Below are 23,442 nucleotides of genomic sequence, written 5' to 3' on the forward strand. Positions count from 1 at the left end.
CTTGAATCATGCCCTACGCCCGAGGGGAATCCCTTTTGTCAACACGACCTAGGGCGCTTAGAGAAGGCCCTGCGACGTCACCCGCCCGCATCGAGGCGGCGATCCACGAGCAACTGCGGAATGCCCATAGAGCAGCGCTCGACCCGGGCTACAACTTCGAAGACACGGCGCAGCAAGTCCGGGGTGATCACCTCACCTGTCGGCCCGCAGGCCGCCAGGCCGCCCTCCGCGATCACCAGACAGGCGTCAGTGAAACGCAGCGCGTGGCCAAGGTCGTGCTGCGCGATCATTACCAGCAGCCCCTGCTCGCGCGCGAGGCCGCGCATCAGCGTCTGCAGCCCGATCTGCCGCGAGAGGTCCAGTGCAGAGGTCGGCTCGTCCATCAGCACGATCTGCGGGCGTTGCACCAGCGCCTGCGCCACGCTCACGATCTGCCGCTGCCCGCCGCTCAGATCACCCACAGAACGTCCGCGCAGGGGCGCAATATCGAGCAGGGCGACCACTCGGTCGACCTCGGCGTGATCCTCGGTCGAGACCTGCAGCCGCCGTCCCTGCATCCGCGAGAGCAGCACCGCCTCGTAGACCGAGAGCGCCGGGCGCGTGCCATCGTCCTGCGGCATATAGGCGATAGGACGCGGCGTCTCGGCGCTCTCGATCCGAACCTCGCCCGCACCTTTGAGCAGACCGAAGATGCGCTTGAACAGCGTAGATTTACCCGCCCCGTTCGGCCCCAGCAGCGAGACCACCTGCCCGCCGTTCAGCTTTGGGGTGGTAATGCCCGCGAGCACCTCACGGCCACCGTAGCAGGCCGACAGATCGCGCAGTTCGAGGCTTACCATGCGCTGCCCCTCCGGCTGAGGATGAGGTAAAGGAAGAAAGGAATGCCGACGATCGCAGTGACGATGCCGATGGGGATCACCGTTCCCGGGATTGCCATCTTCGACAGTACGGAGCCCACCGACAGGATCAGCGCCCCGGAAAGCGCCGCGCCGGGCAGCAGGAAGCGCTGATCCTCGCCCACCAGCATCCGCGCGATATGCGGGCCGACAAGGCCAACGAAGCCGATGGTGCCAACAAAGGAGACCGAGATCGCCGCCAGCAGGCTAACGATCATCAGCACCTCCAGCCGCACCCTGCCCGGGCGCACGCCCATGCTCTCGGCCTTGGCGTCACCGAGTCGCATCGCGGTCAGTGCCCAGCCCCGCCGCGCCAGCAGCGGCAGCGAGAGCGCCAACGCGGCGCAGGCGATAGCGAGCTTAGGCCAAGTGGCCTTGGTGAGGCTGCCCATGGTCCAGAACACCACCGCGGCCACCGCCTGCTGGCTTGCGAAGAACTGGATCAGCGACATCAGCGCGTTGAAAATGAAGACTAGCGCGATGCCCAGCAGGATGATCGTCTCGCTGGTCACTCCGCGCCGCAGACTGAGCGCATAGATCGCCAGCGCCGTCAGCATCGCCATAAGGAAGGCGTTGACCGGGATGATGTAATCGACGGCAAAGGGGAAAAGCGCCACGCCGAAGGCCAGCGCCAGCGCGGCCCCGAAGCCGGCACCCGCCGAGATGCCCAGAGTGAAGGGGCTGGCGAGCGGATTGTTGAGGATGCTCTGCATCTGCGTACCAGCGATCGACAGGCTTGCCCCAACCACCAGCGCCATAAGGGCCACGGGCATACGAATGTCCCAGACGATGACCTTCATCCGCTCGTCCACGGCGCCCGGCATCACCAGCGTGCGCGCCACCTCGCTCAGCGAATAACTCGCCGGACCGAGCGCGAGATCGGCGCAGAAAGCCAGCAAAAGCGCCAGCCCAAGGCCCAGCAGGATCAGCTGCCTGCGAAGCACGAGGGCGCGATAGAAATCGCGCCCCGTGTTCGATCCGGTTGCAGATCCAATGTCAGTCATCGCTTAGCGACACCCAATAGCCGGGCTTGTAGTCCACCGGCAGGAAACGCGTGTGAAGCTCTTTCAAAGTCGCTTCGGGGTCGAGGTCGGCAAAGAGCTCGGGGTGCAGCCAGGTGGCGATCTTCTGCACCGCGACGAAGTAGTAGGGGTTGTCGTAGAACTGGTGCCAGATGGCGTGGAACTCGCCGGTATCGACCGCATTGATGCCGGTCATCGCGGTGCGCTGGGTCAGCGCCTCCAGCTTGCCGCGCGCCACGTCCATGTCCGAGCCCGGCCCCATGCCGACCCAGTTGCCGCCGGGCACATAGGCGTCCCACTGGCCACCGGTAACGATGACCTGGTCGGGGTTAGCAGCGATGATCTGCTCGGGATTTAGCGTGCCGAAAGTCGAGGGCAGGATGTCGCCTGCGATATTGATGCCACCGGCGATTTCGACGTATTCGCCGAAATTGCCAGGACCGAAGGTCATGCAGCAATCGTCCGAGTAGCCACCCGCGCGGTCGACGAAGACTTTGGGCCGGTCGAACTCGGCACCATCAAGCACATCGGTCACCCGCGCCATCTGCGCCTCGACGAAATCGATGTATTCTTCGGCCTGATCTTCCTTGCCGGTGACCTTGCCCATGATCCGCATGGACGCGACGCTGTGCGCCATCGGATCTTCGCGAAAATCGACGTAGGCAATCGAGATGCCGAGCTTGGCAAGCTTCTCGTCATAGCCCGCGTCCTCGGTCGCCGCCTTGGACTCGAGGTTCATCAGCACCAGTTCTGGTTTCAGCGCGGCGGCCTGTTCAACGTCAAAGGTGCCGTCCTTGAACCCGCCGAAGGTGGGCAGATCCTTCAGCTGCGGGAATTTCTCAGCGTAGATGTGGTAGCTGTCGGGATCCGCCTCCAGCAGGTCCTGACGCCAGCCGACGACCCGCTCGAAGGGATCCTCGCGGTCGAGAATGCCCAGCAGATACACTTGGCGCCCCTCGCCGAGGATGATCCGCTCGACCGGCGCGTCGACGGTCACCTCGCGTCCTGCGATGTCAGTGAAGGTCACAGGATCGGCCAGCGCGGCACCAGCGCAAAGCGTGACGATCAGGGCCGCGGAACCGGCAAGGCGGTGCATCATAGGATCTCCAATCAGCATTAAGGACTTTCCGCCGGCCTAATATTTTCGACTATATCAGTCAACAAATATTGCTGACAGGAATACTCAGCTTTACGCTTGGTATGGCGGCGCGCCCGCATGTGCTTATCTCTATTGCAATGTTGTGGTCGCGCTTGAATCTGCCCCTAGGCCCGACCAGCACCGGCTCGATCAGAATCCTCCCATAAGCGCTAAATTACAGACTTGTGAACAACTGTATGCGTCTGCATGCCATTGACGACGCTCTGACGCGGCGTTAGGTCGCGCCGAAGGGAGGCAAGATGAAAGGTCTCCTATGAAAGAATCCCCTCAAGATGAAGTTCGCATCCGGAGCGGCTTGACCCGCCGCAAGCTGCTCGGCACCGCGGTTGCGGCCGGCGCTGTCTCGGCGGTCACGCCGATCCGCGGCATGGCGCAGGCCACCGCCCACAAGGTCGACGCCCTGCTGATCGGTGGCGGCATCATGAGCGCGACACTGGGGGTCTTCCTCAAGGAACTGGAGCCCGGCTGGAACATCGAGATGATCGAGCGCCTGGACACCGTTGCCGAGGAAAGCTCCAACGGCTGGAACAACGCCGGCACCGGTCACTCGGCCCTCTGCGAGCTCAACTACACCCCCGAGACCGATACCGGCGAGATCGACATCACCAAGGCGCTGTCGATCAACGAGCAATGGCAGATCACGCGCCAGTTCTTCGCCCATCAGGTCCGCCGCGGCGTGCTGCAAAACCCGCGCAGCTTCATCAACTCCACCCCGCATATGTCCTTCGTCTGGGGTGACGAGAACATCGAATACCTGCGCAAGCGCCATGCCGCACTGCAGAAGAGCCCGCTCTTCGCAGGCATGAAGTTCTCGACCGATCATGACGAGATCAAGCAATGGACCCCGCTGATGATGCAGGGCCACAACATGGAAGAGAAGGTCGCAGCCACCTGGTCGCCGCTCGGCACCGACATGAACTACGGCGAGGTCACCCGCCAGTATGCCGAGCATCTGAACGAAATGGATGGCTTCACCACGACGACCGGCCGCGAGGTGACCTCGATGGAGCGCACCGCCGACGGTGGCTGGCGCGTGTTCCACGAGCCCACAGGCGGCGGCCGCGAGGAAGCAATCGAGGCCCGCTTCGTGTTCATCGGTGCCGGTGGCGGTGCGCTGCCGCTGCTTCAGGAGTTCGGGATTCCCGAGGCCGATGCCTACGGCGGCTTCCCGGTGGGCGGTGCCTTCCTCATCTGTGAGAACCCAGATGTGGTCGGTCGCCACGCGGTGAAAGCCTACGGCAAGGCCGCGACCGGCAACCCGCCGATGTCCGTGCCGCACCTCGACCGCCGCTTCCTGGACGGCAAGGAAACCCTGCTCTTCGGGCCCTTCGCGACCTTCTCGACGAAGTTCCTCAAGCAGGGCTCGCTGTGGGATCTGCCGGCGTCGGTCACGCTCGACAACATCGTGCCGATGCTCCAGGTCGGCTGGAACGAGTTCGAGCTGGTGGAATACCTCGCCGGTCAGCTGATGCAGAACAACGACGACCGCATGGAGCAGCTGCGCGCCTATGTCCCCGACGCCAAGGACGAAGACTGGCGCTTCTGGAAAGCCGGTCAGCGGGTGCAGATCATCAAGAACACCGAAGACGGTGGCCAGCTGAAGCTTGGTACCGAGATCGTCGCCTCGGAAGACAATTCCATCGCGGCCCTGCTCGGCGCGTCGCCGGGCGCCTCCACCGCGGCGCCGATCATGCTGAGCCTGATGGAAAAGGTCTTCCCGGAAAAGGTCGCGGGGGCGTGGGCCGACAAGCTGCGCACCATCGTCCCGAGCTATGGCACCAAGCTCAATGACGATCCGGACGCGCTCGAGCGTGAATGGCAGGAGACCGCCGAGGTTCTGCAACTGGCGCTGCCGATGCCCACGGTCGATCGCTCGCTGATCGGTGAGACCGGCGTTGGCGGCGACGTCGAGAAAGTCCCGGACATGGCGCTCTGAAACAGGCCGAAAGTACGAAACGTCGACAGCGCCCCGATCCGTATCGGGGCGCTGTCTTTTGCTGGGTTCGCTCGCCGCTGATCAGAAGGTCACGGCAAACGCAACAACCAACGACTCCTTGGTCCGGTTGCCGTTGAACCCGTCGTAGCGGCCATAGCTCACATTGATCATCGCCTTGCGCGAGAGCGAGATGGAAGCCCCTGCGAAGCTGTTCAAGTAGGCCGTCTCATCGACATACTCCTCATAGGAATTGGCGAACTCGACATCGACGCCCAGCCCGGCAAAAGGATGGATCTTTCCCAGCCCCACGTGCTGTAGCGCGGCCTTTGCATAGACCGACCCATACTCGTCCGAGCTCTCGCCGCGCGGCCCTTTCACCGTCGCGCCAAGCGAATTGGTTGTTTCTTCGAACCAGGTCTTCTGCCAAGCCGCGCCGATGTTGGGGCGCAGAATCCAGTTCTCTGGCAGCGCCGAGATATCTGCCTTCGAGAAGGTGCCGACGGCATCAGCCTGCAGGTAGACCCGTTGGGCATCCTGTTCGGCCTCCATGGTAGCAAAGGGCAGCGGAATGCTGGTCTGGGCGCTCTCATTGAACCAGCCGCCGCGCAGGGCGACGCCCCAGTTCTCGTTCAACACCTTCAGCAAGTCCGCGCGCAGCGCCCAGAACTCGATGTCGCTGCTGCCGTCGTTGTGGCGCATCTCGACTTCGTTGCGGTTGACCTCGAGCCCGACGCCCAGCATCAGGTCCGCGTCCGGCGCAAAGAGATACTGCACCCCAAAGCCATGCGCCTCGCTGTCGCTCTCCATCTCGGTGCCGGCGTTCTCGGTTCGCCAGGCGTCCGACCAGCGGTTGTCCGAGGAAAAGCGCAGGTACGAGGCCGTATCGCTCGGCCCCTTGTTAAGACGCACAATCATGCTGAGCGGGGTGAGAAGCTCGCTGACGCCATCGGAATAGCCGTCGTCGGGGTTGCCAGGTATGTCCGCCAGCGCCGACATTCCGCGACCAAAGGCGACCCGGGATTGCACGGCGCCGTAGCGCTCGTTCGAGGCCATGATGCCGAGCAGTCCGCTCCGACCCATGTTGCCGAGAACCCGGACCGACAGCGGCGGTGGACCGCCGGCCCCCATGGCTTGCGGCGCTTCCGCCTTGGCTGCCGTTCCTGGGCATAGGGTTACCGCGCCCAGAGCGCAGGTCGCTATGAGTTTGAGCATCTCGCTCCTCCACTGATGTCAACTGATGCGGGTCTCCTCCAACCCGTCTGGTACCACGGCGCGCAGGCGTCGCGCCGTCCTTCGGGCAAGCTCCGCCCTACGCGCCGCGCTGTTTTCAAGCATGGCGCATCACCCCGCGGACCCGCCGCCGGGACAACCGAACCGCTTAGGGCGCTCTCAGGCGCCGCGACCGCGGTGTGCTTGCAATGTCCGTCTGTCCTCCTCTGCGCGGCACTGACCTCTCCCGTCGACCGCGCGCCTCCTCTGCGACTCGGACCCTAACGAGAGGCGGGTACGGAGGAAAAATTGATTATTCTACGCTCATGTATTCAGCACATGAATGGGTAACTCTGCCCCTTCCCTGCAATCCGCCTGCTCGGCTTCGAGCACGCAGGCCTTCAGCAGGCCCCGCAACCAGATGAGCCCCGGGTCGCGGGTACGGTGGGTGTGCCAGCGGATGCTCTGCCTGAGAGGGGCGACCGGGAAAGGCGCAGCGTGAATTCGCATGCCGCCCCGCACGACTGCGAGTTGCGCCAGCCGGCGCTGGATGAGCCCGATCCGGTCGGTGCCGCGGATCAGCTCGGGGATTGAGGAAAAGAGATAGGACGACAACACCTTGCGCGGCACGATCCCGGCGTTGCGGATCGCCACGGCGGAGTAGCTCTCCTGACCCGTGAGCGGCTCCATCAGCACGTGCGGCGCGGCGGCGAAACGTTCCAGGGTCATCTCCGCCTCGGCGTGCGGGCCATTGCCGTCGACTAGCACCACCAACTCGTCCTCGAAGAGGATCTCGTGCTCCTGGTCGCTGGCGCCAAGGTAGTCGGGCACGATCAGCATGTCGGCCTCACCGCGATCGAGCAGCTTGGCCGGGTCGGCGTGCTGAGGGCGCAGGTTGAGCCGGATGTTCGGCGCCTCCTCGGCCACCCGGCGCGACAGCTGCGCGCCAAGCACGGCCAGCGAATAGTCCGAGATGACGATGTTGAATGTCCGCGCGTCGGTGAGCGGGTCGAAGACCGGCCGGATGCGCGTGGCGCTTTCCACCCGCATCATGATCTCGCGCACCGGCTCCTGCAGCGTCTCGGCAAGCGGCGAAAGCTCCATGCCCCGCCCCACCTGTACCAGCAAGGGGTCGTCGAAGAAGGTCCGAAGCCGCCCCAGCGCGTTCGACATGGCCGACTGAGTGATGAACATCTCCTCCGCCGCGCGGGTCACGCTGCGCGTCTTCAGCAGAATGTCGAGCGCCGCCAGCAGGTTCATGTCGAGCTTGTTGAAACGCATGGTCCCTCCTCAGGTCTAATTCACAGCATCAATGTCAGCCATTCATCGAAGCAATTTTCTAAATACCTCTGCCAAAGCTACACGATTAGCAAGCAGGATTCGCACCCGGTTCCGTCCGGGTGTAGGCAGACGGAGGAGCCTTGCCATGCGCATCATTGGACCCGACTATCTGGTGTTCGGGGTGGACGATCTGGAGGGATCGAAGACCTACCTTACCGATTTCGGCCTGAAGCCGGTGCAGCTCGACGACACCGGCTGGCTCTTTGAGACGCTCGACGGCACCGGTGTCATCATCCGCCCCAAAAGCGATCCAAAACTTCCCGCCCCGCTGGAAACCAAGAACATGCTGCGCCAGCAGGTCTACGGCGTCGAAGACGCCGCGACGCTCGACGCGATCGAGGCAGAGATGTCCAAGGACCGCCGCGTGACGCGGCTGGCGGACGGCGCGCTCGAGTTCAAGGACGACCTCGGCTTCGAGCTGCGCTTCCAAGTGAGCATCCGCCGACCGCTCGTCATGCCCGCCGAGAAGATCAATGCCCCCGGTGCCCCGGCGCAGCGCGCGCCGAACGAGCTGGGCGTCACCGACGACATGCCCGCCCTGCCGCGCTCGCTGAGCCACGTGGTGCTCTTCGTGCCCGACATGGACAAGATGGTCAGCTTCTTCTGCGACCGTCTCGGCTTCGTCATCACCGACGTGCTCTCCGGCGCCGGCCCTTTCCTGCGCCCCGCAGCGAACGACGATCACCACACGCTCTTCTTCATCCGCACCCCCGCCTACATGCAGGGCTGCGAGCACCTCGCCTTCCACATGGGCGGGCCGACCGAGCTGATGGTGGCGGGCGACCGCTTCGTTCGGAAGGGCTATCAGAGCTTCTGGGGTCCGGGCCGCCACAAGTTCGGCTCGAACTGGTTCTGGTACTTCAACAGCCCTCTCGGCGTGCATTTCGAATACGACGCCGACATGGACAAGCACGACGACACATGGGTCGCGCGCGAGGCGCCGAATGGCCCCGAGGCGAGCCAGATGTTCCTGCTGCAGTGGCGTGAGAAATGGGCCCCCGGCGGCGGCCCCGAAAGCGGTGCCGGCCCGAAATGAGCCCGCGCCAGCTTCGGCTGTGCCACCGGGACGAGGTTCCCGAAGGCACAGCCCGCGGCTTCCTGCCCCTGCCCGGCGCTTCGCGCAACGTCATCGTGGTGAAGCGCGGAGGGCAATTGCATGGCTATATGGACTCCTGCCCGCACTACCGCGGCGGCACGCCCATGGCCTGGCGCAGGGACGCCTACCTCAACGGCGACGGCACGCATCTGGCCTGCCACGCCCACGGGGCACTTTTTGACATCGAGACGGGGGCCTGCGTGTCCGGCCCCTGCCTGGGACGGAAACTGACCCGGGTGCCTCTGACCGAGGCGCAGGACGGGTCCATCAGCGTCCCGGCACAGGTCGCCGGACGCGCAGCACGGGAGGGCTGATCATGGGAGCGGCAAAGAAGGTACTGGTGATCGGCGGCGGCTTTTCCGGCATGTCCGCGGCGATCATGCTGGCACGCGGCGGCATCGAGACCGACCTCGTCGAGATCGACGCCGGCTGGCGCAGCTATGGCGCGGGCATCAGCCTGCATGGCGCGACACTGCGGGTGTTTGCCGAGCTTGGCATCCTTGACGCCTTCAAAGCGACCGGCGCGGCGACCGACGGGCTGGTGGTGCGCATGCCGCACAATGATCAGATGATCGTCACCATCCCGACCCCGCCGATGCCCGGCACCGGCCTGCCCGGCAACGCCGCGATCATGCGCCCGGCGCTGGCGGCGATCCTCGCTGGCGCAACCCGCGCTGCCGGGGTCTCGGTGAAGCTCGGCTGCAGCTTTGAGACCATCGCGCAGGACGAAGGGGGCGTCGACGTCAGTTTCACCGACGCCACCTCGGCGCGCTACGACGCGGTGATCGGCGCCGACGGGCTTTACTCCAAGACCCGCGGCACGCTGATGTCCGATGCGCCGCAGCCCGGATACGTCGGACAGGCGGTCTGGCGCGCCGAGATGGCCACGCCCAAGGGCGTCGAGACGCTCAACATGTGGCTCGGCAAGGGTCTCAAGGTCGGGATCAACCCGGTCTCCGAGGGCCGTTCGTACATGTTCGTCACCGAGGACCGCCCGACCAACGATTGGGTCGAGGAGTCCGAGCTTCTGCCACAGATGACAGCTCTGCTCGATCAGTTCCCATCGCCGATCCTGACCGGCGTCAAGGAGGGGCTGAGCGCCGACAGCAAGCTGATCTACCGCCCGTTGGAAAAGATGCTGCTGCCGCAGCCCTGGCACGCGGGCCGGGTGATGCTGATCGGAGATGCGGTGCACGCCACGACGCCGCATCTCGGGGCCGGCGCCTGCATCGGGATGGAGGACGGGCTGGTGATCGCCGAGGAGCTGCTGCGCGCGGACACCGTGGCAGAGGCCTTCGCCGCGCATGAGACGCGTCGATGGGACCGCTGCAGCATGGTGGTCAACAACTCCGCCCGCCTGTCGGAAATCGAGGTGACTGGCGGCGACCAGCAGGAACACAACGCGATCATGGGCCGCTCGATGATGGCCCTCGGCGCACCGGTCTGACCCGGCGCGGCCAAGGCGAGGCCGCAGGCAAAATCAGGGGAGCAAGGTCGGCGGGAGGCTGGCCCAGCAGGGAGGAAAACATATGACGGAAACACAACTTCACGCCGGGCCCGTCCCGGCGGCGGGAGAGCTGCGCAAGATCGGCGCCGCGGCGCTGATCGTCGGGCATTGCGCCGGGCTGATCGACCTCGTCGCGCTGCCGGTCTGGGTCGGCGCACTGATCGCGCGCTTCGGCTTCGGCCCGCGCGAGGCCGGGGCGCTGGTGACGCTGTTCCTGATCGGCGCGGTGATCGCCAGCGTGCTGACCGCGCGCAACTTCAACCGCCTGCCGCGGAAGGCGCTGGCCGTGGCGGGCTACGCGCTTTCGGCGCTGGCCTTCGTGCTGGCTGCCGGGCAAAGCGGTTTTGCGCCGCTGGCTGCCCTGCACCTGCTCGGCGGGATCGCAACCGGCATGGCGCTCAGCCTCGTGCACGGCAGCATGGGCCGCGCCTCCAACCCGCACCGGCTGTTTGCCTTCGCGGGCGCAGGGCTTGGCCTCTTCGGCGTGATCTACATGGGCGCGGTGCCACAACTTCTGGCGCTGCACGGCGGACAGGTACTGTTCTACAGCTTCGGCGCAATCATGGCGGTGGCGGCGCTGGCGATGCTGCTGGCCTTCCCCTCGGTGGCCGGACAGGCCGAAGACACCCCGAGCCGCGCCCCCTTTGCGGCTGGCGTGCTGGCCGTGGTGGCGGGCGTTAGCCTGATGACCTTCAATCAGGCGATGGTGTTTTCCTTCGTCGAGGTGATCGGCAACGCTCGCGACTTCGCCCCGCAGGCCATGGTCGGCACGCTGATCGCGCTCGGCATCGTCAACTTCGTCGGCCCCGCGCCGCTGGCCGCGCTGCTGGAAAATCGCCTCTCGGCGCGCCGTGTCGTGCTGGCCGGGCCGGTGGTGCAGGCCACCCTCGCGCTTGTGCTGACCTTCGCCACGGTGCTGACCGTCTGGGCCCCGGTCGCGGCGATCTTCGTGGCGGTGCAGATCTTCACCCACACCTTCGCCTTCGGCCTGCTGGCGCGCATGGACCGCACCGGCCGCGCCGTGGCCGCCACCCCGGCGATGCTGATGACCGGCTCGGCGCTCGGTCCGATCATCGGCGGCATCCTGATGGAGAGCTTCGGCATCGGCGCGCTCGGCCTGACCGCGGTGATCGTCGCGGCGCTTTCCGTCACCTGCTTTGCCCGCGGCACCCGCGCGCAAAGCTGACCAAGACCAAGAGGGCCTGCCGCCTTGGCGGGCCCGAGACTGAGGAGGAGATCCAATCATGATCAAACGTACCGCAACCGCGCTGGCCCTTGCCGCGCTGACCGCGCTGCCCGCGGCGGCCGAGACCACCTTCACCGTGCTCGGCAGCGGCGGCGGCCCGATCGCCCGTCCCGACCGCTCGCAGCCCGCCAACCTGCTGCAGGTCAATGGCCGCAACATCGTGATCGACGCCGGCGACGGCCTGTCGATCCGTCTCGCCGCGAAACGTGTGCGCATGGGCGGCGTCGACGACGTGCTGCTCAGCCACCTGCATTTCGACCATGCCGGCGGGCTGCTGGCCGTGCTCGGCCAGCGCTTCCAGACCAACCCTGCCAAGCCGGTGATGATCTACGGACCGCCGGGTACCAAGGCGCTGATCGACGGCATGATCGAGGGCATGGGCCCGGCGATGGAGGCCGCCTACGGCATGGCCGATGCGACGATCATGACTGCCGACGAACTCGTGCAGGTACAGGAGATCCGGGGCGGCGAGACCTTCACCCTTGGCGATGTCACCGTGACCACCGCCAAGAACACCCACTACAGCTTTGCCCATGGCAGCGACCTCGACGCCAAATACGAGTCCCTTTCGTTCCGCTTCGAGACGCCCGACCGCACCATCGTCTACACCGGCGACACTGGCTGGTCCGACGCGGTGATCGCGCTGGCGCAGGGCGCGGACCTATTGGTCTCGGAACTGATCGACCTGCCGTCGATCATGGACACAGTTCGTAAGACCGCGCCCGAGCACCTCGTCGGCGAGATCGAGCAGCACCTCTCTGCGCACCATGTCACCCCCGAGGAGATCGGCCGCATGGCCGTCGCGGCGGACGTAGGCAAGGTCGTGGCGACCCATATCGCCGCCGGGGCGCGCGTCACCCCCAAGATGACCCAAGGCTGGGCGGAGCAGATCTCGGCCATCTACGGCGGCGAGGTCGCCATCGCCGAGGACCTTCAGGACTACTGATACCTCCCCCAGGCATTCAGCGCATGAATGCCCGCGATCATGCCTTTCCATTTTTCGAATGGGCCAAGGCCGATTACCCCTCCGCCCCAGGGCCACGCGCCCCGGCACATCCCCCGACGATCCAAGGAGCCTTCCCATGGCGATGTTCAACTATTTCCCCAACTACGTCTGGAACCTGACGGTCTCAATCGCGCTCGCCTCGGGTGCCGAGATTGGCGAGATCATGGACATGTGCCAGCCGCTGCTGGAGAAGGCGAAGAACGGCGAGGACGCAGGCACTCGCGACTTCATGGTCGAATGGGTGCGCGTCGCCGGTAAGCTAACCGAGATCGCCACCGAGGAAGAGGCCCAGGGCAAGCTCTTCTCGGCCGGCGACAAGCTCAAGCGCGCGGCGCTCTACTACATCCTCGCCGAGCGGATGCAGGACCAGGGCGACCCCGAGCGGATGGTGACCTACCGCAAGGGACTCGCGAATTTCCTCAAGGGCACCGAGTATTCCGGCGAGACCGTGCGCCGCTTCGAGATCCCGTATGGCGACAAGGTGATCCCAGTGCTCTACACCCCGGCGCAGGGCGTGGAAGGCCCGGCCCCGGCGGTGGTCTACCTGAACGGTCTCGATAGCTGCAAGGAGCTGCTCTACTGGTCCTACCTGCCGCATGAGCTGGCCAAGCGCGGCATCGCCACGCTCTGCGTCGACCAGCCCGGCACCGGCGAGAGCCTGCGCCTGCAGGACATGCCCGCGCATTTCGACAGCGAGGCCTGGGGCACCCCGGTCTACGAATGGCTCGCCGCGCGCGAGGACGTGGACGCGGCCCGCATCGGCATCACCGGCATCTCGCTCGGCGGCTACTACGCGCCGCGCGTCTGCGCCAACGAACCGCGCTTTGCCTCGGGCGCGGTCTGGGGCGCCAACCACAACTGGGCCGAGGTGCAGCAGAAGCGCCTCAAGCGCGAAGGCGAGAACCCGGTGCCGCACTACTGGAACCACGTCATGTGGGTCTTCGGCGCGAAGGACATGGATGAGTTCCTCGCGAAAGCCGAGGGCTTCTGTCTCGACGGGCAAATGGAGAAGATCAAGGTGCCCTTCCTCGTCACCCATGGCGCGAACGACCGGCAGATCGCACTCGACTACGCGCATCAGTCCTACGACCAGCTCGTCAATTCCCCGCGCCGCGAGCTGAAGATCTTCACCGACCGCGAGGGCGGGGTGGAGCACGTGGGCGCCGACAACATGACATACGGGCGGAACTTCATCGCCGACTGGTTCGCCGAGACGCTTGGCGGCCGGCTGTGCGCGGAGGGCTGAGATGCGCTTCGCCACGCTTGCCGACGGCAGCCCCGACGGACGGCTGCACCTCGTCTCCCGCGACAACACGCGCTGCACTCCGGCCATCGCGGTGCAGAGCCTGCGCCTCCTGATGGAGGATTGGAACGCCTTCGCCCCGGCTCTCGAAAACCAATACGCCGCGCTGAACGCGGGCGGCGGCGCACCCTTCGATCCCGAGCGCGCCCTCGCCCCCCTGCCCCGCGCCTGGCAATGGCTCGACGGCTCGGCCTATGACAGTCATGGCGAGCTCATGCAGAAGGTCTTCGGGCTCGACCCAAACCCGCCGGGACGGCCGCTGATGTACCAGGGCATGTCGGACCGCTTTCTTGCCGCCACGCAAGACGTGCCGCTGCCCTCCGAGGAGGACGGCATCGACTTCGAGGGCGAGTTCGGGGTGATCTGCGACCATGTTCCCATGGGCAGCACTCCAAGCGAGGCCGCGGCGCGCATCCGGCTGGTGGTGCAAATCAACGACTGGTCGCTGCGCGCCATCGCACCGGTCGAGATGAAGACCGGCTTCGGCTGGTTGCAGGCCAAGCCCGCTTGCGCTGTCGCTCCCGTTGCGCTGACACCAGATGAGCTGGGCCGTGCCTGGCGCGACGCCCGAGTTGACCTGCCCCTGCGGGTCGAGCTCAATGCCGAGCCCTTCGGAAACGCCGAGGGCTACCCGATGAGCTATGGCTTCGATCAGCTGCTCGCCCATGCCGCGCGGTCGCGCGACCTGGCGGCGGGAACGGTTCTGGGGTCGGGTACTGTGTCGAACAAGAAATTCCGCGAGGTGGGTTCGTCCTGCCTCGCCGAACGCCGGGCGATCGAGTTGCTCGACGAGGGCGCGCCGCGCACGCCCTACATGGGCTTCGGCGATCGGGTGTTCATGGAATGCCGCGGCCGCGATCACGCACCGCTCTTCGGCGCCATCGACCAGCAGGTCATCAAGGGAGGCTGCACATGAGCCGCAGGATCATCGACCTTTCGGTCACGCTGACGGACGAGGTGCCCGCCGACCCGCCGGGCATGGGTCCCAAGATCGACTACATGGAGCACGAGGGCGGCGCGCACGAATACGAACAGATGTTCGGCATTCCCGTGGAGCACCAGCTTGACGGTGCCGGCGCAGCGGCGGAACGCCTCACTCTGACCACCCACAACGGCACGCATCTCGACGCGCCGTGGCACTATCACCCGACGATGAACAAGGGCGAGCGCGCCATCACCATCGACGAGGTGCCGCTGGAGTGGTGTATTGGGCCGGGCGTGAAGCTCGACTTCCGCGAGGTGCCTGACGGACATGTGGTCACCGCCGCCGAGATGGAGGCGGAGTTCGCCCGGATCGGCCATGATCTGAAACCGGGCGACATCGTGCTGGTCAACACCCGTGCCGGTGCGCTCTACGGGCAACCCGGCTACGTGGCGGCGGGCTGCGGCATTGGCCGCGAGGCGACACTCTGGCTGGCCGAGCGCGGCATGAAGGTCTGCGGCACTGACGCGTGGAGCTGGGACGCGCCGCTGAAGGCCGTCGCCGAGAAGGCGAAGGCGACCGGCCAATGGGAGCTCTTCTGGGAAGGCCACAAGGCCGGGGCCGAGACGGTCTACTGCCACATGGAAAAGCTCGCCAACCTCGATCAGCTGCCAGACACCGGCTTCGAGGTGATCTGCTTCCCGGTCAAGGTCGACCGCGGCTCGGCCGGCTGGTGCCGACCGGTGGCTCTACTCGCGGACTGAGGTTCGCGCCTCCCGGGAAGGCCGGCGCTTCAGGGAAGCGCCGGCCTTTTCATTTGTCGAGGTTCTTCAGCATCATCCGCATGACGCGAAGAAAGGTCTCCAGATCTTCGGGCAGAATGTCCTGCAGCATCAGCGCCTCGCAGTCGAGCGCGATAGCGAGGATCTCTGCATGAACTTCCTGCCCCGCTTCGGTCAGCCACCAACTGCGCCGCCGCGGATCGCTGTTCGAAGCTTCGTAGGCCGCAAGCCCCTGCGCCTCCAAAAGCTTCAGCGACCGACTGGCTGCGGCCTTGTCGACGCGGATCACCTCGCAGATGCGATTGGCGGTGATCTCTGGCTCGATGTTGAGCATCGCCATCACCCGCCAGTCGACGATCCCGAGGTCGAAATCGCGCCGGTAGATGGCCGAGGTCTGCCGTTGCCATGCGCTGCTGACGGCGTTGAGCAGGAAGGGCGCATAATGGTCGATGTCGAGGATGCGAATCCCGGCCCGCATGCGGGTCGGGCTCGAGATGCGGTCCGTCGGCTGATCTGTCACGGTGCGGCAGCCCTTCTTTTGCTTATGCGGCTGTCAGGTCATAATTCCTTTGCAGCAGAGTGTCACGGGCAGGCACCGCGTCGCCGCCCAGAAGAAGCCGCGCCTTCATGTGTATCTTGGCATTGTTGATCGTTTCGACCGCGGTCAGCCGGTCGCCGCGGAAGCGCAGCACAGCGCCGTCGTCGAGCGCGACGCTCTCGTCGGTCGGTGCCGCCAGCCCGGCGATCTGCAGCTTGAAATCATGTTGGTCGGACCAGAACCATGGCACGGCGACATAGGGTGCCGCTTCGCCCTTCACGATGGTCTTCGCGATGGATCGGGCGTGATCGGTCGCCGCCTGCACCGACTCCAGCCGCACCTTCAGACCGCTGGCCGCCTCGGGGAAGGCCGCGCAATCGCCAAGCGCGAAGATATGCGGATCGGAGGTACGCAGCGCGGCATCGACGACGATGCCATTGTCCACCGCGAGCCCGGCCTCCTGTGTCAGCTCAACATTCGGCCGCACCCCGGCGGCGAGCAGAACGAGATCGGCGGTCACCTCCGTGCCATCGGCAAGGAGAAGGCCACGCTCGCTGACCTCGGTGACGCCATTGCCAAGATGCAACTCGGTGCCGAGCCCCTCGTGCAGCGCGCGAAACCGCTCGGACATCTCGGGCGAGACAGCGCGGGCCATGAGCCGGGGCGCGGCCTCGGCGACGCTCACATGGTGGCCGAGCCCTGCGGCGACGGCGGCGAACTCAAGCCCGATGAAGCCGCCGCCGATCACCGCGATCCGGCGCGGTTCGTCAAGCGCGGCACGTAGAGTGCGGGCGTCCTCAAGTGTGCGCAGGTCGAGCGCGCGCTCGACGCCCGGGATAGGCGGGCGCAGGTTGCGCGTGCCGGTGGCAAGGATCAGCGTGTCGTAGTCCAGCGCCTCGGAGCCGATGCGGATCTGCTGCGCCGCGCGGTCGATGGCATCCACCCAAGTGCCCGGACGCAGCGTGATCGCCTTGCTCTCGAAGAAGCTCTCGGGGCGGAGCGCCAGCTTGTCGGCCTCGCCGGTCTTCAGATAGGCCTTCGACAGCGGCGGGCGCTGGTAGGGCAGCCCCGGCTCGCCGCCGATGAGGGTGATCGGGCCTTCGTGCCCCTCCTGCCGCAGCGACATGGCGGCCTGAAGCCCGCCCTGCCCCGCCCCGACGATGACGACGTGGCCGCTGCTCATATCTGTTCCTCCGGCAGGTGCACCACCAGCCCGTCCAGCGCCTCGGTCAGCTTGATCTGGCACGACAGGCGAGAGCGCTCGGTGACCTCGCAGGCGGCGCTTTCGAGCATGTCTTCCTCGCCATCCATGCGCGGGCCCGTCGCCTCGGCCCAGTCCTCATCGACATAGCAGTGGCAAGTGGCACACATCATCGAGCCGCCGCATTCCCCGACGATGCCGTCGATCCCCTGTGCGATGGCGAGGCTCATGACGCTGTCCCCCTGATCGCCGTCGAGTTCGGTGCGTGTGCCGTCGTGGGCGACGTAAGTTACCTTGACCATGGGAGGGTCTCCTCAGTTCGGAATAAGCGTGATGGGCAGGCGGTCGAGCGCCCGAATGGCGTTGCCCGGACGCCAGACGGCATTGCCGGCAGGCTCGATGCGGTCGACCTTCTCGATCAGCGCGCCCAGCACTGCCTCGAGCTCGCCGCGCGCGATGTTTTGGCCGACGCAGCCATGAATGCCCGCGCCGAAGGCGACATGGCCGACGGGCTTGCGGTCGATGCGGAAGACTTCGGGATCGCCCCATTTGTCAGGATCCATATTGGCCGCCCCCAGAACACAGAGCACCTTGGTGCCCTCTTCGACGGGGAAGCCCGCGATCTCGGTCGCGCCGCCAGCGGTGCGACCAAAGGTATGCACCGGCGATGTGTAGCGCAGCACCTCTTCGAAGGCCGGGCGGATCAGCGACGGATCGCGCTTCAGCGCCTGCCATTGATGGGGGTTCTGCGACAGGCACCAGAGCGCGTTGCCGATGCCGGTCACCGTGGTATCGACCCCCGCCGAAAGGAAGGAGCGCACCAGCATCCCCGCCTCGGCCTCGGTCAGCGTGCCGTCATCCGCCGAGGCGTAGACCATCGCACCGAGACCGTCTTCGGTCAGCCGGTCACGTGTGCAGGCGGCGTTGATCCAGGGCACGATCTCTCCGGCGTGGCTCATCGCCTCGCGGCGCAGCGCATTGTCGGGGCCAACGGCGTTGAACACCATGGCGCCGTAGTCGACGAGGTGGCGCGGGTTCACGTCCTTCATACCCACGGCCTTGGGGAAGACGGTGGTCGGGAAGGCCTCGGCCAGATCGGTGACCGCCTCGATGGTGCCCTTCGCGAGAAGCTGATCGACCAGCGTATCGGCCGTCTCGCGGAAGAGATCGGCAAAGCCCTTCACCACCTTGGGCGAAAGCGCGCGGGACATGACCTTGCGCGTGCGGGTGTGCTCGGGCTGGTCCACCTCAAGGATGATCGACGGCGGCCGCCAGGGATCCTCGAGCTTGAAATCGTTGAGCCCGACGCCGCGCGACGAGAGGAAGTTCTCGTGGTCGCTGAACACCTTGCGGGTGATCTCGTAGCGACCCACCGCCAGAACGCTGTAGCGCGGGATGTAGACCACCTCGCCCAGTTCGCGCAGCTTGGCGTAATAGGCCGAAGGATCGCGCAGCAGATCGACACCATAGGGATCCACGTCCCAGACCGGGATGCCGCTGGCGGAGATGATCGGTTTGTGCCCCTCGATGAGGGCCATGGTGGACGTCGTCGTGGAAGTTGTCATGGGGGTCTCCTCGGATCAGGCGCTCATCGCGACGCCGACGTGGCGGTGCAAAAGCTCCGCATCCCGTCGCAGCGCCGCGGCGGGCCCTTCGTGTACGATTGCGCCATTGGCCATCAGCACGGCACGGGTGGCGAAGGCGAGCGCCGCCTCAGCATGTTGTTCGACCAGAACCACGGCGCGGCTGCCGTCTTTCGCCAGCTCCTCGAAGACTGCCATCAGCTGCTCGCAGATCACCGGGGCAAGCCCCTCGAGCGGCTCGTCGAGCAGCAACACATCGGGGCGGGTCATCAGCGTGCGTGCGATCGAAAGCATCTGCTGCTCGCCGCCCGAAAGCTGCGTGCCGCCGTTCTTCCGGCGTTCCTTGAGGCGCGGAAACAGCGCATAGGCCTCTTCGAGCGAGGCATCGCCGCGCAGGCAGGACAGCAGATTCTCCTCGACGGTGAGCGAGGGAAAGATGTCGCGCGTCTGCGGCACCAGCCCGAGCCCGAGCGCGTTGCGCCGGTAGGGCGCGAGCCGGTCGATCTCTCGCCCGCCGTAATGAACGCTGCCGCCATGCATCCGGGTCAGCCCCATGATCGTGCTCAGCAGTGTCGTCTTGCCCGCGCCGTTTCGCCCGATCACTGCCAGCCGTTCGCCCGGCGCGACGGACAGCGTGATGTCGCGCAGCACGTGGGTGGGGCCGTAGCCCGCGGTGACCTTCCTGAGCTCCAGAACCTTGTCAGCCATGTGCCCCTCCGAGATACAGCTCGCGCACATGCGCGTTGGTGGCGATCTCCTGTGGCGTGCCCTCGGTGAGGATGCGCCCCTGCACCAGCACGACAATCGAGCGGGCGACGCGGAACACGAGATCCATGTCATGCTCGATCACCAGCACGGCAAGATCGTCGGGCAGACGCTCGATCGCCTCGATGATCAGATGCGTCTCGCTTGACGGCACGCCGGCTGCGGGCTCGTCAAGGATCAGCAGCCGCGGCTTCAGCGCGAGGCTCAGCGCCATCTCGACGAGCCGCTGTTGACCATAGGCCAGATCGAGCACCGGCCTGTCCGCCAGCGGGCCAAGGTCGAACTGGTCGATCAGCGCCGCCACCTCGGCCTCGATCTCCGCGGTGCCGCTGGCGCGACGGAACATGCGCCCTCCCAGCCCCTCGCGTTCCAGCACCGGCAGGCGCAGGTTCTCGCGCACCGTGAGGCGCGGGAAGAGCGTCGTGATCTGGAACGTCTTGGCGATGCCCCGCTTGACCCGCTGCGCCTCGTTCAGCGCCGCGATGTCCTGCCCGTCGAAGCGGATGGTGCCGCCTGTCGGCGCAAGAATGCCGGTGACGAGGTTGGCGAAGGTGCTCTTGCCCGCGCCATTGGGGCCGATGAGGGCCTTGCGCGCGCCGGGCGGCAGGTCGAAGTCGATGTCCTCGGACACCACCAGCCCGCCGAAGTGCTTGGAGAGGCCCCGAACTTCAAGGCCCGAGATATCACGATCCAGCATGGCGGCCTCCCTTGCTCAGACGTTTCAGGCTGGTCGGCAGATGCGCGATCCCGGCGGGCAGGAAGAAGACCACCGCCAGCACCAGCGCACCGATGACGAAGAGCCAGTTGAACGGATCGTTCGCGGCAGCGACATGATGCACCGCCATGAAGATCACCGTGCCCAGCACCGCGCCGTAGAGCCGCCCGGTGCCGCCGAGGATCAGCATGATCAGCGCCTCGGCCGAGAGCGAGAAGGAGAAGGTCTCGAGGCTGACAAGCTGGGTGATCTGCGCGGTTAGCGCGCCAGCGATCCCGGCAATGCCGCCACCCAGTGTGTAGGCCGCGAGCCTGCGGCGGTAGACCGAGACGCCAATGGCCTCCATCCGCGCGGGACTTTCATGGATGCCGCGCAGAGACAGGCCGAAAGGCGAGCGCCCGATGATCGCCAGCACGGCAAAGACCAGCAGCATGACGGCCAGCGCGTACCAGTAGCCGGTGATCCCGATGAAGTCGAACTCCCAGACCCCCAGCACCTTGCCGGGCCGAATGCCGCGCAGGCCATCCGCGCCACCGGTCACATCGCGTGCCCGGTTGGCGATCTCTGCGCAGATCTGCGCCACGGCGATGGTCAGCATGATCAGCGTCAGCCCCTGCGTGCGCATCAGCACCGCGCCCGAAAGCGCCGCCAGCACTGCCCCGGCGAGCGCGCCCGCCACCAGCCCCGCCACGGGGTCGGCCCAGACGTGGATCGCGAAGAGCCCTGCTGCATAGGCCCCCGCCCCGTAAATGGCGGCCTGCCCAAGCGTCGCGATGCCGGCAAAGCCGAGCACCAGGTCGAGCGACAGCACCAGCACAACCATGATCACGATGCGGGTCAGGAAGGCGAGGTTGTAGGGAAACAGGAAATAGGCCGCGACGGCTGCGAGCAGCATCAGCAGCGGTGGAAGGAAACGGACCGCCATGCTCACGCCCTCCCCATCAGGCCGCGCGGGCGCAGCGCCAGAAAGAGGATGACGATCCCGAAGAAGGTGATCGTCGCCATGTCAGGCACTAGGTAGCGGCTGGTGGTCTCGATCAGGCCAATGGCCAGCGCCGCGACAAAGGAGCCGAGGATCGAGCCCAGCCCGCCGATTGCCACGACGATCAGGAAGAGCACCATGTAGCGCAGCGGATAATAGGCATCGATGGGCAGCAGTTCCGCCCCGAGGATCCCCCCGAGCGCCGCCAGCCCCGCGCCAAGCGCGAAGGTCAGCATGTAGATGCGGCCGGTGTCGATCCCCAGCGCAGAGGCGGTGTCGCGGTTGTCGACGGCAGCGCGCAGCCGGATGCCGAAACGGGTGCGGTCGAGCAGCGCCCAGAGGCCGAGGATCACAAGCGCCCCCACCGCGATCACCGCCGCGCGGTGCGCGGTCAGCTGGCGGAAGCCAAGGTCGACCGAACGGCTCAGTGCCTCTGGCAGCGGGATCGCCAGCAGCGACGACCCCAGCAGCAGGTTCACCGAGGCGATCATCAGGAAGGTGAGCCCAATGGTGGCCAGCACCTGCTGCAGTTCGCCGAAGCCGTAGATGCGGCGGTAGACGAGCCGCTCAAGCGGCATGGCGATGACGATGGTTCCCGCGACGGCGAGCAGCAGCGCGAGGCCGAAGGGCAGCCCCAGCCCGGTGCCCAACCAATGCGCCAGCGCGCCGCCGATCAGCGCAAAGCCGCCATGGGCGAGGTTCACCACCCGCATCAGCCCCATGGTCACCGACAGGCCAACAGCGATCATGAAAAGGATCATGCCATAGGCGATGCCGTCGACCGCAATATTGAGAAGTAGGTTCATGGTGTGTCCCGTGGTTCGGTGAGACGGGCCCGCGCGTGGCGGCCCGTCCTGCCAGTCACTGGTCGGTCACTTGGTCCAGCCGAGGTCGCCGACGGTGGCGATGACGCCGGTCTCGACGTTCTCCAGCAAGCCGCTCTCGGCGTTACGGGCGACCTCGCGGATATAGACGTTCTGGATCACGGTGCGGGTCTCGGGGTCCATCTCGAGCGGGCCGCGCGGGCTCTCCCACTTGAGGCCAAGCGCCGCCTCGACCGCCGCCGGCCCGTCAGAACCCGCTGCGCCCACCATCTCGTAGATCAGGTGCACCCCGTCGTAGGCTCCGACCGAGGCCCAGTTGGCCACGGCATCGGGATGCAGCTCGGTCAGCGCGGCCAGAAAGGCGCGGTTTGCCTCGCTGTCATGCGCGGGCGAGTAATGATAGGCGGTCTGCAGGCCCACGGCCATGTCGCCGAGCCCCTGCAGGTTGGTCTCCTCGGTCTCGGCTGTGCCGAGGAAGGCAATCCCGGCCTCACGCAGCCCGTTTTCGTTGTAGGTCTTGGTGTAGGAGAAGGTCGGCGGCCCGCCCGGCAGGAAGGTGAAGACCGCATCCGGCGCCTCGTCCTTCACCCGCTGCAGGATCGGGGTGAAATCGGTGGTCGAGAGCGGCATGCGGACGCTGTCGGTGACCGTGCCGCCCTTGGCCTCGAAGGCCTGCTTGAACGAAGTCTCGGCATCGATGCCGGGACCGTAGTCACTGACCGTGGTGACCACGGAGCGGATGCCCTGATCATAGGCCCATTCCGCGGCGGGAATGGAAACCTGCGGAAGCGTGTAGCTGGTGCGCAGGTAAAAGGGGCTTTCGCGGTTGATCGCCGAGGTGGCGGCGTTGAAGATCACCGTCGGAGTTTCCGACTGGGTGATCACCGGGCCAACCGCCAGCGCGTTCGGGGTGAAGGTGAACCCCGCGAGATAGTCGACCCGGTCGCGGATCAGCAGCTCCTGCGCCAGGGCGCGGGACTGATCGGGGTTCACGCCGCCAACGTCTTTGTAAATGAAGCTGATCTCGTGCTCGCCGGCCGCGGTGCCATGCTGCGCCTGGTAGGCCTCGATCGCCTGCTGGTACTGCACGCCGTATTGCGCGAAGGGCCCGGAGAAGGGCGCGATGACCCCCACCTTGATCTCATCCGCCGAGGCGCTGGCCGCACCGAGCACGCCGACCGCCGCGATGGCGGTCAGGATATTGCGTTTGGTCATGATTTCCTCCCATTGGTGCGCCGCTTGCGGACGCGTTCCGCCCCTCCTCCGAGGCGGGTGCTGGTGCCGCTTCGCGCGGCGCTGGCCATTGATCGGGCCATAGCTTTGGCTTCGCCGACCCAGCGTGCCGGCGTCACCTTTGCAAATAGTTGTATTTTCTCCTGAGTGACGCTCTCCTCAGCGTCGCAGTTGAT

The 23,442-nt window shown here is 66.1% G+C and carries 23 protein-coding genes; 9 read left to right on the top strand and 14 right to left on the bottom strand.

Annotated features, from left to right (window positions below):
- Window positions 1-77 precede the first annotated feature (77 nt).
- The 3 genes from ACXAD2_RS27480 to ACXAD2_RS27490 are packed head-to-tail and all read right to left on the bottom strand — an operon-like array spanning window position 78 to window position 3,017.
- Complete coding sequence (locus ACXAD2_RS27480) at window positions 78-839, bottom strand: ABC transporter ATP-binding protein (RefSeq protein ID WP_475177804.1); 762 nt, start codon at window positions 837-839, stop codon at window positions 78-80.
- On the bottom strand, window positions 833-1,900 hold the full coding sequence (locus ACXAD2_RS27485; protein ID WP_475177807.1) for a FecCD family ABC transporter permease: 1,068 nt from the start codon (window positions 1,898-1,900) through the stop codon (window positions 833-835). The genes ACXAD2_RS27480 and ACXAD2_RS27485 overlap by 7 nt, the downstream gene beginning before the upstream one ends.
- Complete coding sequence (locus ACXAD2_RS27490) at window positions 1,893-3,017, bottom strand: ABC transporter substrate-binding protein (protein ID WP_475177811.1); 1,125 nt, start codon at window positions 3,015-3,017, stop codon at window positions 1,893-1,895. The genes ACXAD2_RS27485 and ACXAD2_RS27490 overlap by 8 nt, the downstream gene beginning before the upstream one ends.
- Before the next feature lie 355 nt (window positions 3,018-3,372).
- On the opposite strand from ACXAD2_RS27490, the gene mqo reads away from it, so the two are divergent.
- Window positions 3,373-5,013 carry a malate dehydrogenase (quinone) gene (gene mqo, locus ACXAD2_RS27495; RefSeq protein ID WP_475177814.1) on the top strand — a complete coding sequence of 547 codons (1,641 nt, stop codon included), beginning with the start codon at window positions 3,373-3,375 and terminating at the stop codon, window positions 5,011-5,013.
- Window positions 5,014-5,094: 81 nt separating this feature from the next.
- Here the strand turns inward: mqo and ACXAD2_RS27500 are convergent, their stop codons facing one another.
- Complete coding sequence (locus tag ACXAD2_RS27500; protein WP_475177818.1) at window positions 5,095-6,225, bottom strand: autotransporter domain-containing protein; 1,131 nt, start codon at window positions 6,223-6,225, stop codon at window positions 5,095-5,097.
- Window positions 6,226-6,546: 321 nt separating this feature from the next.
- Entirely contained in the window at window positions 6,547-7,503 is a 957-nt protein-coding gene (locus tag ACXAD2_RS27505) for a LysR family transcriptional regulator (RefSeq protein WP_475177821.1), read from the bottom strand.
- Window positions 7,504-7,648: 145 nt separating this feature from the next.
- On the opposite strand from ACXAD2_RS27505, the gene ACXAD2_RS27510 reads away from it, so the two are divergent.
- The 8 genes from ACXAD2_RS27510 (at window position 7,649) to ACXAD2_RS27545 (ending at window position 15,407) form a co-directional block, all read left to right on the top strand.
- Window positions 7,649-8,599 carry a VOC family protein gene (locus ACXAD2_RS27510; RefSeq protein ID WP_475177823.1) on the top strand — a complete coding sequence of 317 codons (951 nt, stop codon included), beginning with the start codon at window positions 7,649-7,651 and terminating at the stop codon, window positions 8,597-8,599.
- The gene (locus tag ACXAD2_RS27515; RefSeq protein WP_475177827.1) at window positions 8,596-8,973 is read left to right on the top strand and encodes a Rieske (2Fe-2S) protein; all 378 of its coding nucleotides are present in this window, start codon (window positions 8,596-8,598) and stop codon (window positions 8,971-8,973) included. The genes ACXAD2_RS27510 and ACXAD2_RS27515 overlap by 4 nt, the downstream gene beginning before the upstream one ends.
- Window positions 8,974-8,975: 2 nt before the next feature.
- Window positions 8,976-10,106 (top strand): FAD-dependent oxidoreductase, encoded by a 1,131-nt coding sequence (locus ACXAD2_RS27520; protein ID WP_475177830.1) that lies wholly within the window; start codon window positions 8,976-8,978, stop codon window positions 10,104-10,106.
- A gap of 82 nt (window positions 10,107-10,188) precedes the next feature.
- Window positions 10,189-11,352 carry an MFS transporter gene (locus ACXAD2_RS27525; RefSeq protein ID WP_475177834.1) on the top strand — a complete coding sequence of 388 codons (1,164 nt, stop codon included), beginning with the start codon at window positions 10,189-10,191 and terminating at the stop codon, window positions 11,350-11,352.
- Between the two features lie 58 nt (window positions 11,353-11,410).
- Window positions 11,411-12,358: an MBL fold metallo-hydrolase gene (locus ACXAD2_RS27530; RefSeq protein ID WP_475177837.1), complete on the top strand. Its 948-nt coding sequence runs from the start codon at window positions 11,411-11,413 to the stop codon at window positions 12,356-12,358.
- Between the two features lie 136 nt (window positions 12,359-12,494).
- Window positions 12,495-13,664: an alpha/beta hydrolase family protein gene (locus tag ACXAD2_RS27535; RefSeq protein ID WP_475177839.1), complete on the top strand. Its 1,170-nt coding sequence runs from the start codon at window positions 12,495-12,497 to the stop codon at window positions 13,662-13,664.
- Between the two features lies 1 nt (window position 13,665).
- Window positions 13,666-14,637, top strand: coding sequence for a fumarylacetoacetate hydrolase family protein (locus tag ACXAD2_RS27540; protein WP_475177843.1), 972 nt, complete (start codon window positions 13,666-13,668; stop codon window positions 14,635-14,637).
- A complete protein-coding gene (locus tag ACXAD2_RS27545; RefSeq protein ID WP_475177847.1) occupies window positions 14,634-15,407 on the top strand; it encodes a cyclase family protein in 774 nt (257 codons plus the stop codon). The genes ACXAD2_RS27540 and ACXAD2_RS27545 overlap by 4 nt, the downstream gene beginning before the upstream one ends.
- 49 nt (window positions 15,408-15,456) lie before the next feature.
- On the opposite strand, the gene ACXAD2_RS27550 is transcribed toward ACXAD2_RS27545, so the two are convergent.
- From ACXAD2_RS27550 to ACXAD2_RS27590, 9 genes are all read right to left on the bottom strand, one after another.
- Window positions 15,457-15,945, bottom strand: coding sequence for a MarR family winged helix-turn-helix transcriptional regulator (locus ACXAD2_RS27550; RefSeq protein WP_475177852.1), 489 nt, complete (start codon window positions 15,943-15,945; stop codon window positions 15,457-15,459).
- A 22-nt stretch (window positions 15,946-15,967) separates the two neighbouring features.
- Window positions 15,968-17,146, bottom strand: a complete 1,179-nt coding sequence (locus ACXAD2_RS27555) for an NAD(P)/FAD-dependent oxidoreductase (RefSeq protein WP_475177857.1) — start codon at window positions 17,144-17,146, stop codon at window positions 15,968-15,970.
- A complete protein-coding gene (locus ACXAD2_RS27560; protein WP_475177860.1) occupies window positions 17,143-17,466 on the bottom strand; it encodes a 2Fe-2S iron-sulfur cluster-binding protein in 324 nt (107 codons plus the stop codon). Before ACXAD2_RS27560 ends, ACXAD2_RS27555 begins: the two co-directional genes overlap by 4 nt.
- Window positions 17,467-17,478: 12 nt before the next feature.
- Window positions 17,479-18,729: a cytochrome P450 gene (locus tag ACXAD2_RS27565; RefSeq protein WP_475177863.1), complete on the bottom strand. Its 1,251-nt coding sequence runs from the start codon at window positions 18,727-18,729 to the stop codon at window positions 17,479-17,481.
- A 15-nt stretch (window positions 18,730-18,744) separates the two neighbouring features.
- Window positions 18,745-19,455: an ABC transporter ATP-binding protein gene (locus ACXAD2_RS27570; protein ID WP_475177868.1), complete on the bottom strand. Its 711-nt coding sequence runs from the start codon at window positions 19,453-19,455 to the stop codon at window positions 18,745-18,747.
- Entirely contained in the window at window positions 19,448-20,209 is a 762-nt protein-coding gene (locus tag ACXAD2_RS27575; protein ID WP_475177872.1) for an ABC transporter ATP-binding protein, read from the bottom strand. The genes ACXAD2_RS27570 and ACXAD2_RS27575 overlap by 8 nt, the downstream gene beginning before the upstream one ends.
- Window positions 20,196-21,152 carry a branched-chain amino acid ABC transporter permease gene (locus tag ACXAD2_RS27580; RefSeq protein WP_475177874.1) on the bottom strand — a complete coding sequence of 319 codons (957 nt, stop codon included), beginning with the start codon at window positions 21,150-21,152 and terminating at the stop codon, window positions 20,196-20,198. The genes ACXAD2_RS27575 and ACXAD2_RS27580 overlap by 14 nt, the downstream gene beginning before the upstream one ends.
- 2 nt (window positions 21,153-21,154) lie before the next feature.
- On the bottom strand, window positions 21,155-22,015 hold the full coding sequence (locus ACXAD2_RS27585) for a branched-chain amino acid ABC transporter permease (protein ID WP_475177877.1): 861 nt from the start codon (window positions 22,013-22,015) through the stop codon (window positions 21,155-21,157).
- A 66-nt stretch (window positions 22,016-22,081) separates the two neighbouring features.
- Window positions 22,082-23,248 carry an ABC transporter substrate-binding protein gene (locus tag ACXAD2_RS27590; protein ID WP_475177879.1) on the bottom strand — a complete coding sequence of 389 codons (1,167 nt, stop codon included), beginning with the start codon at window positions 23,246-23,248 and terminating at the stop codon, window positions 22,082-22,084.
- Window positions 23,249-23,442 lie beyond the last annotated feature (194 nt).

This window comes from Salipiger sp. ABN3_019 (genome assembly GCF_056158605.1).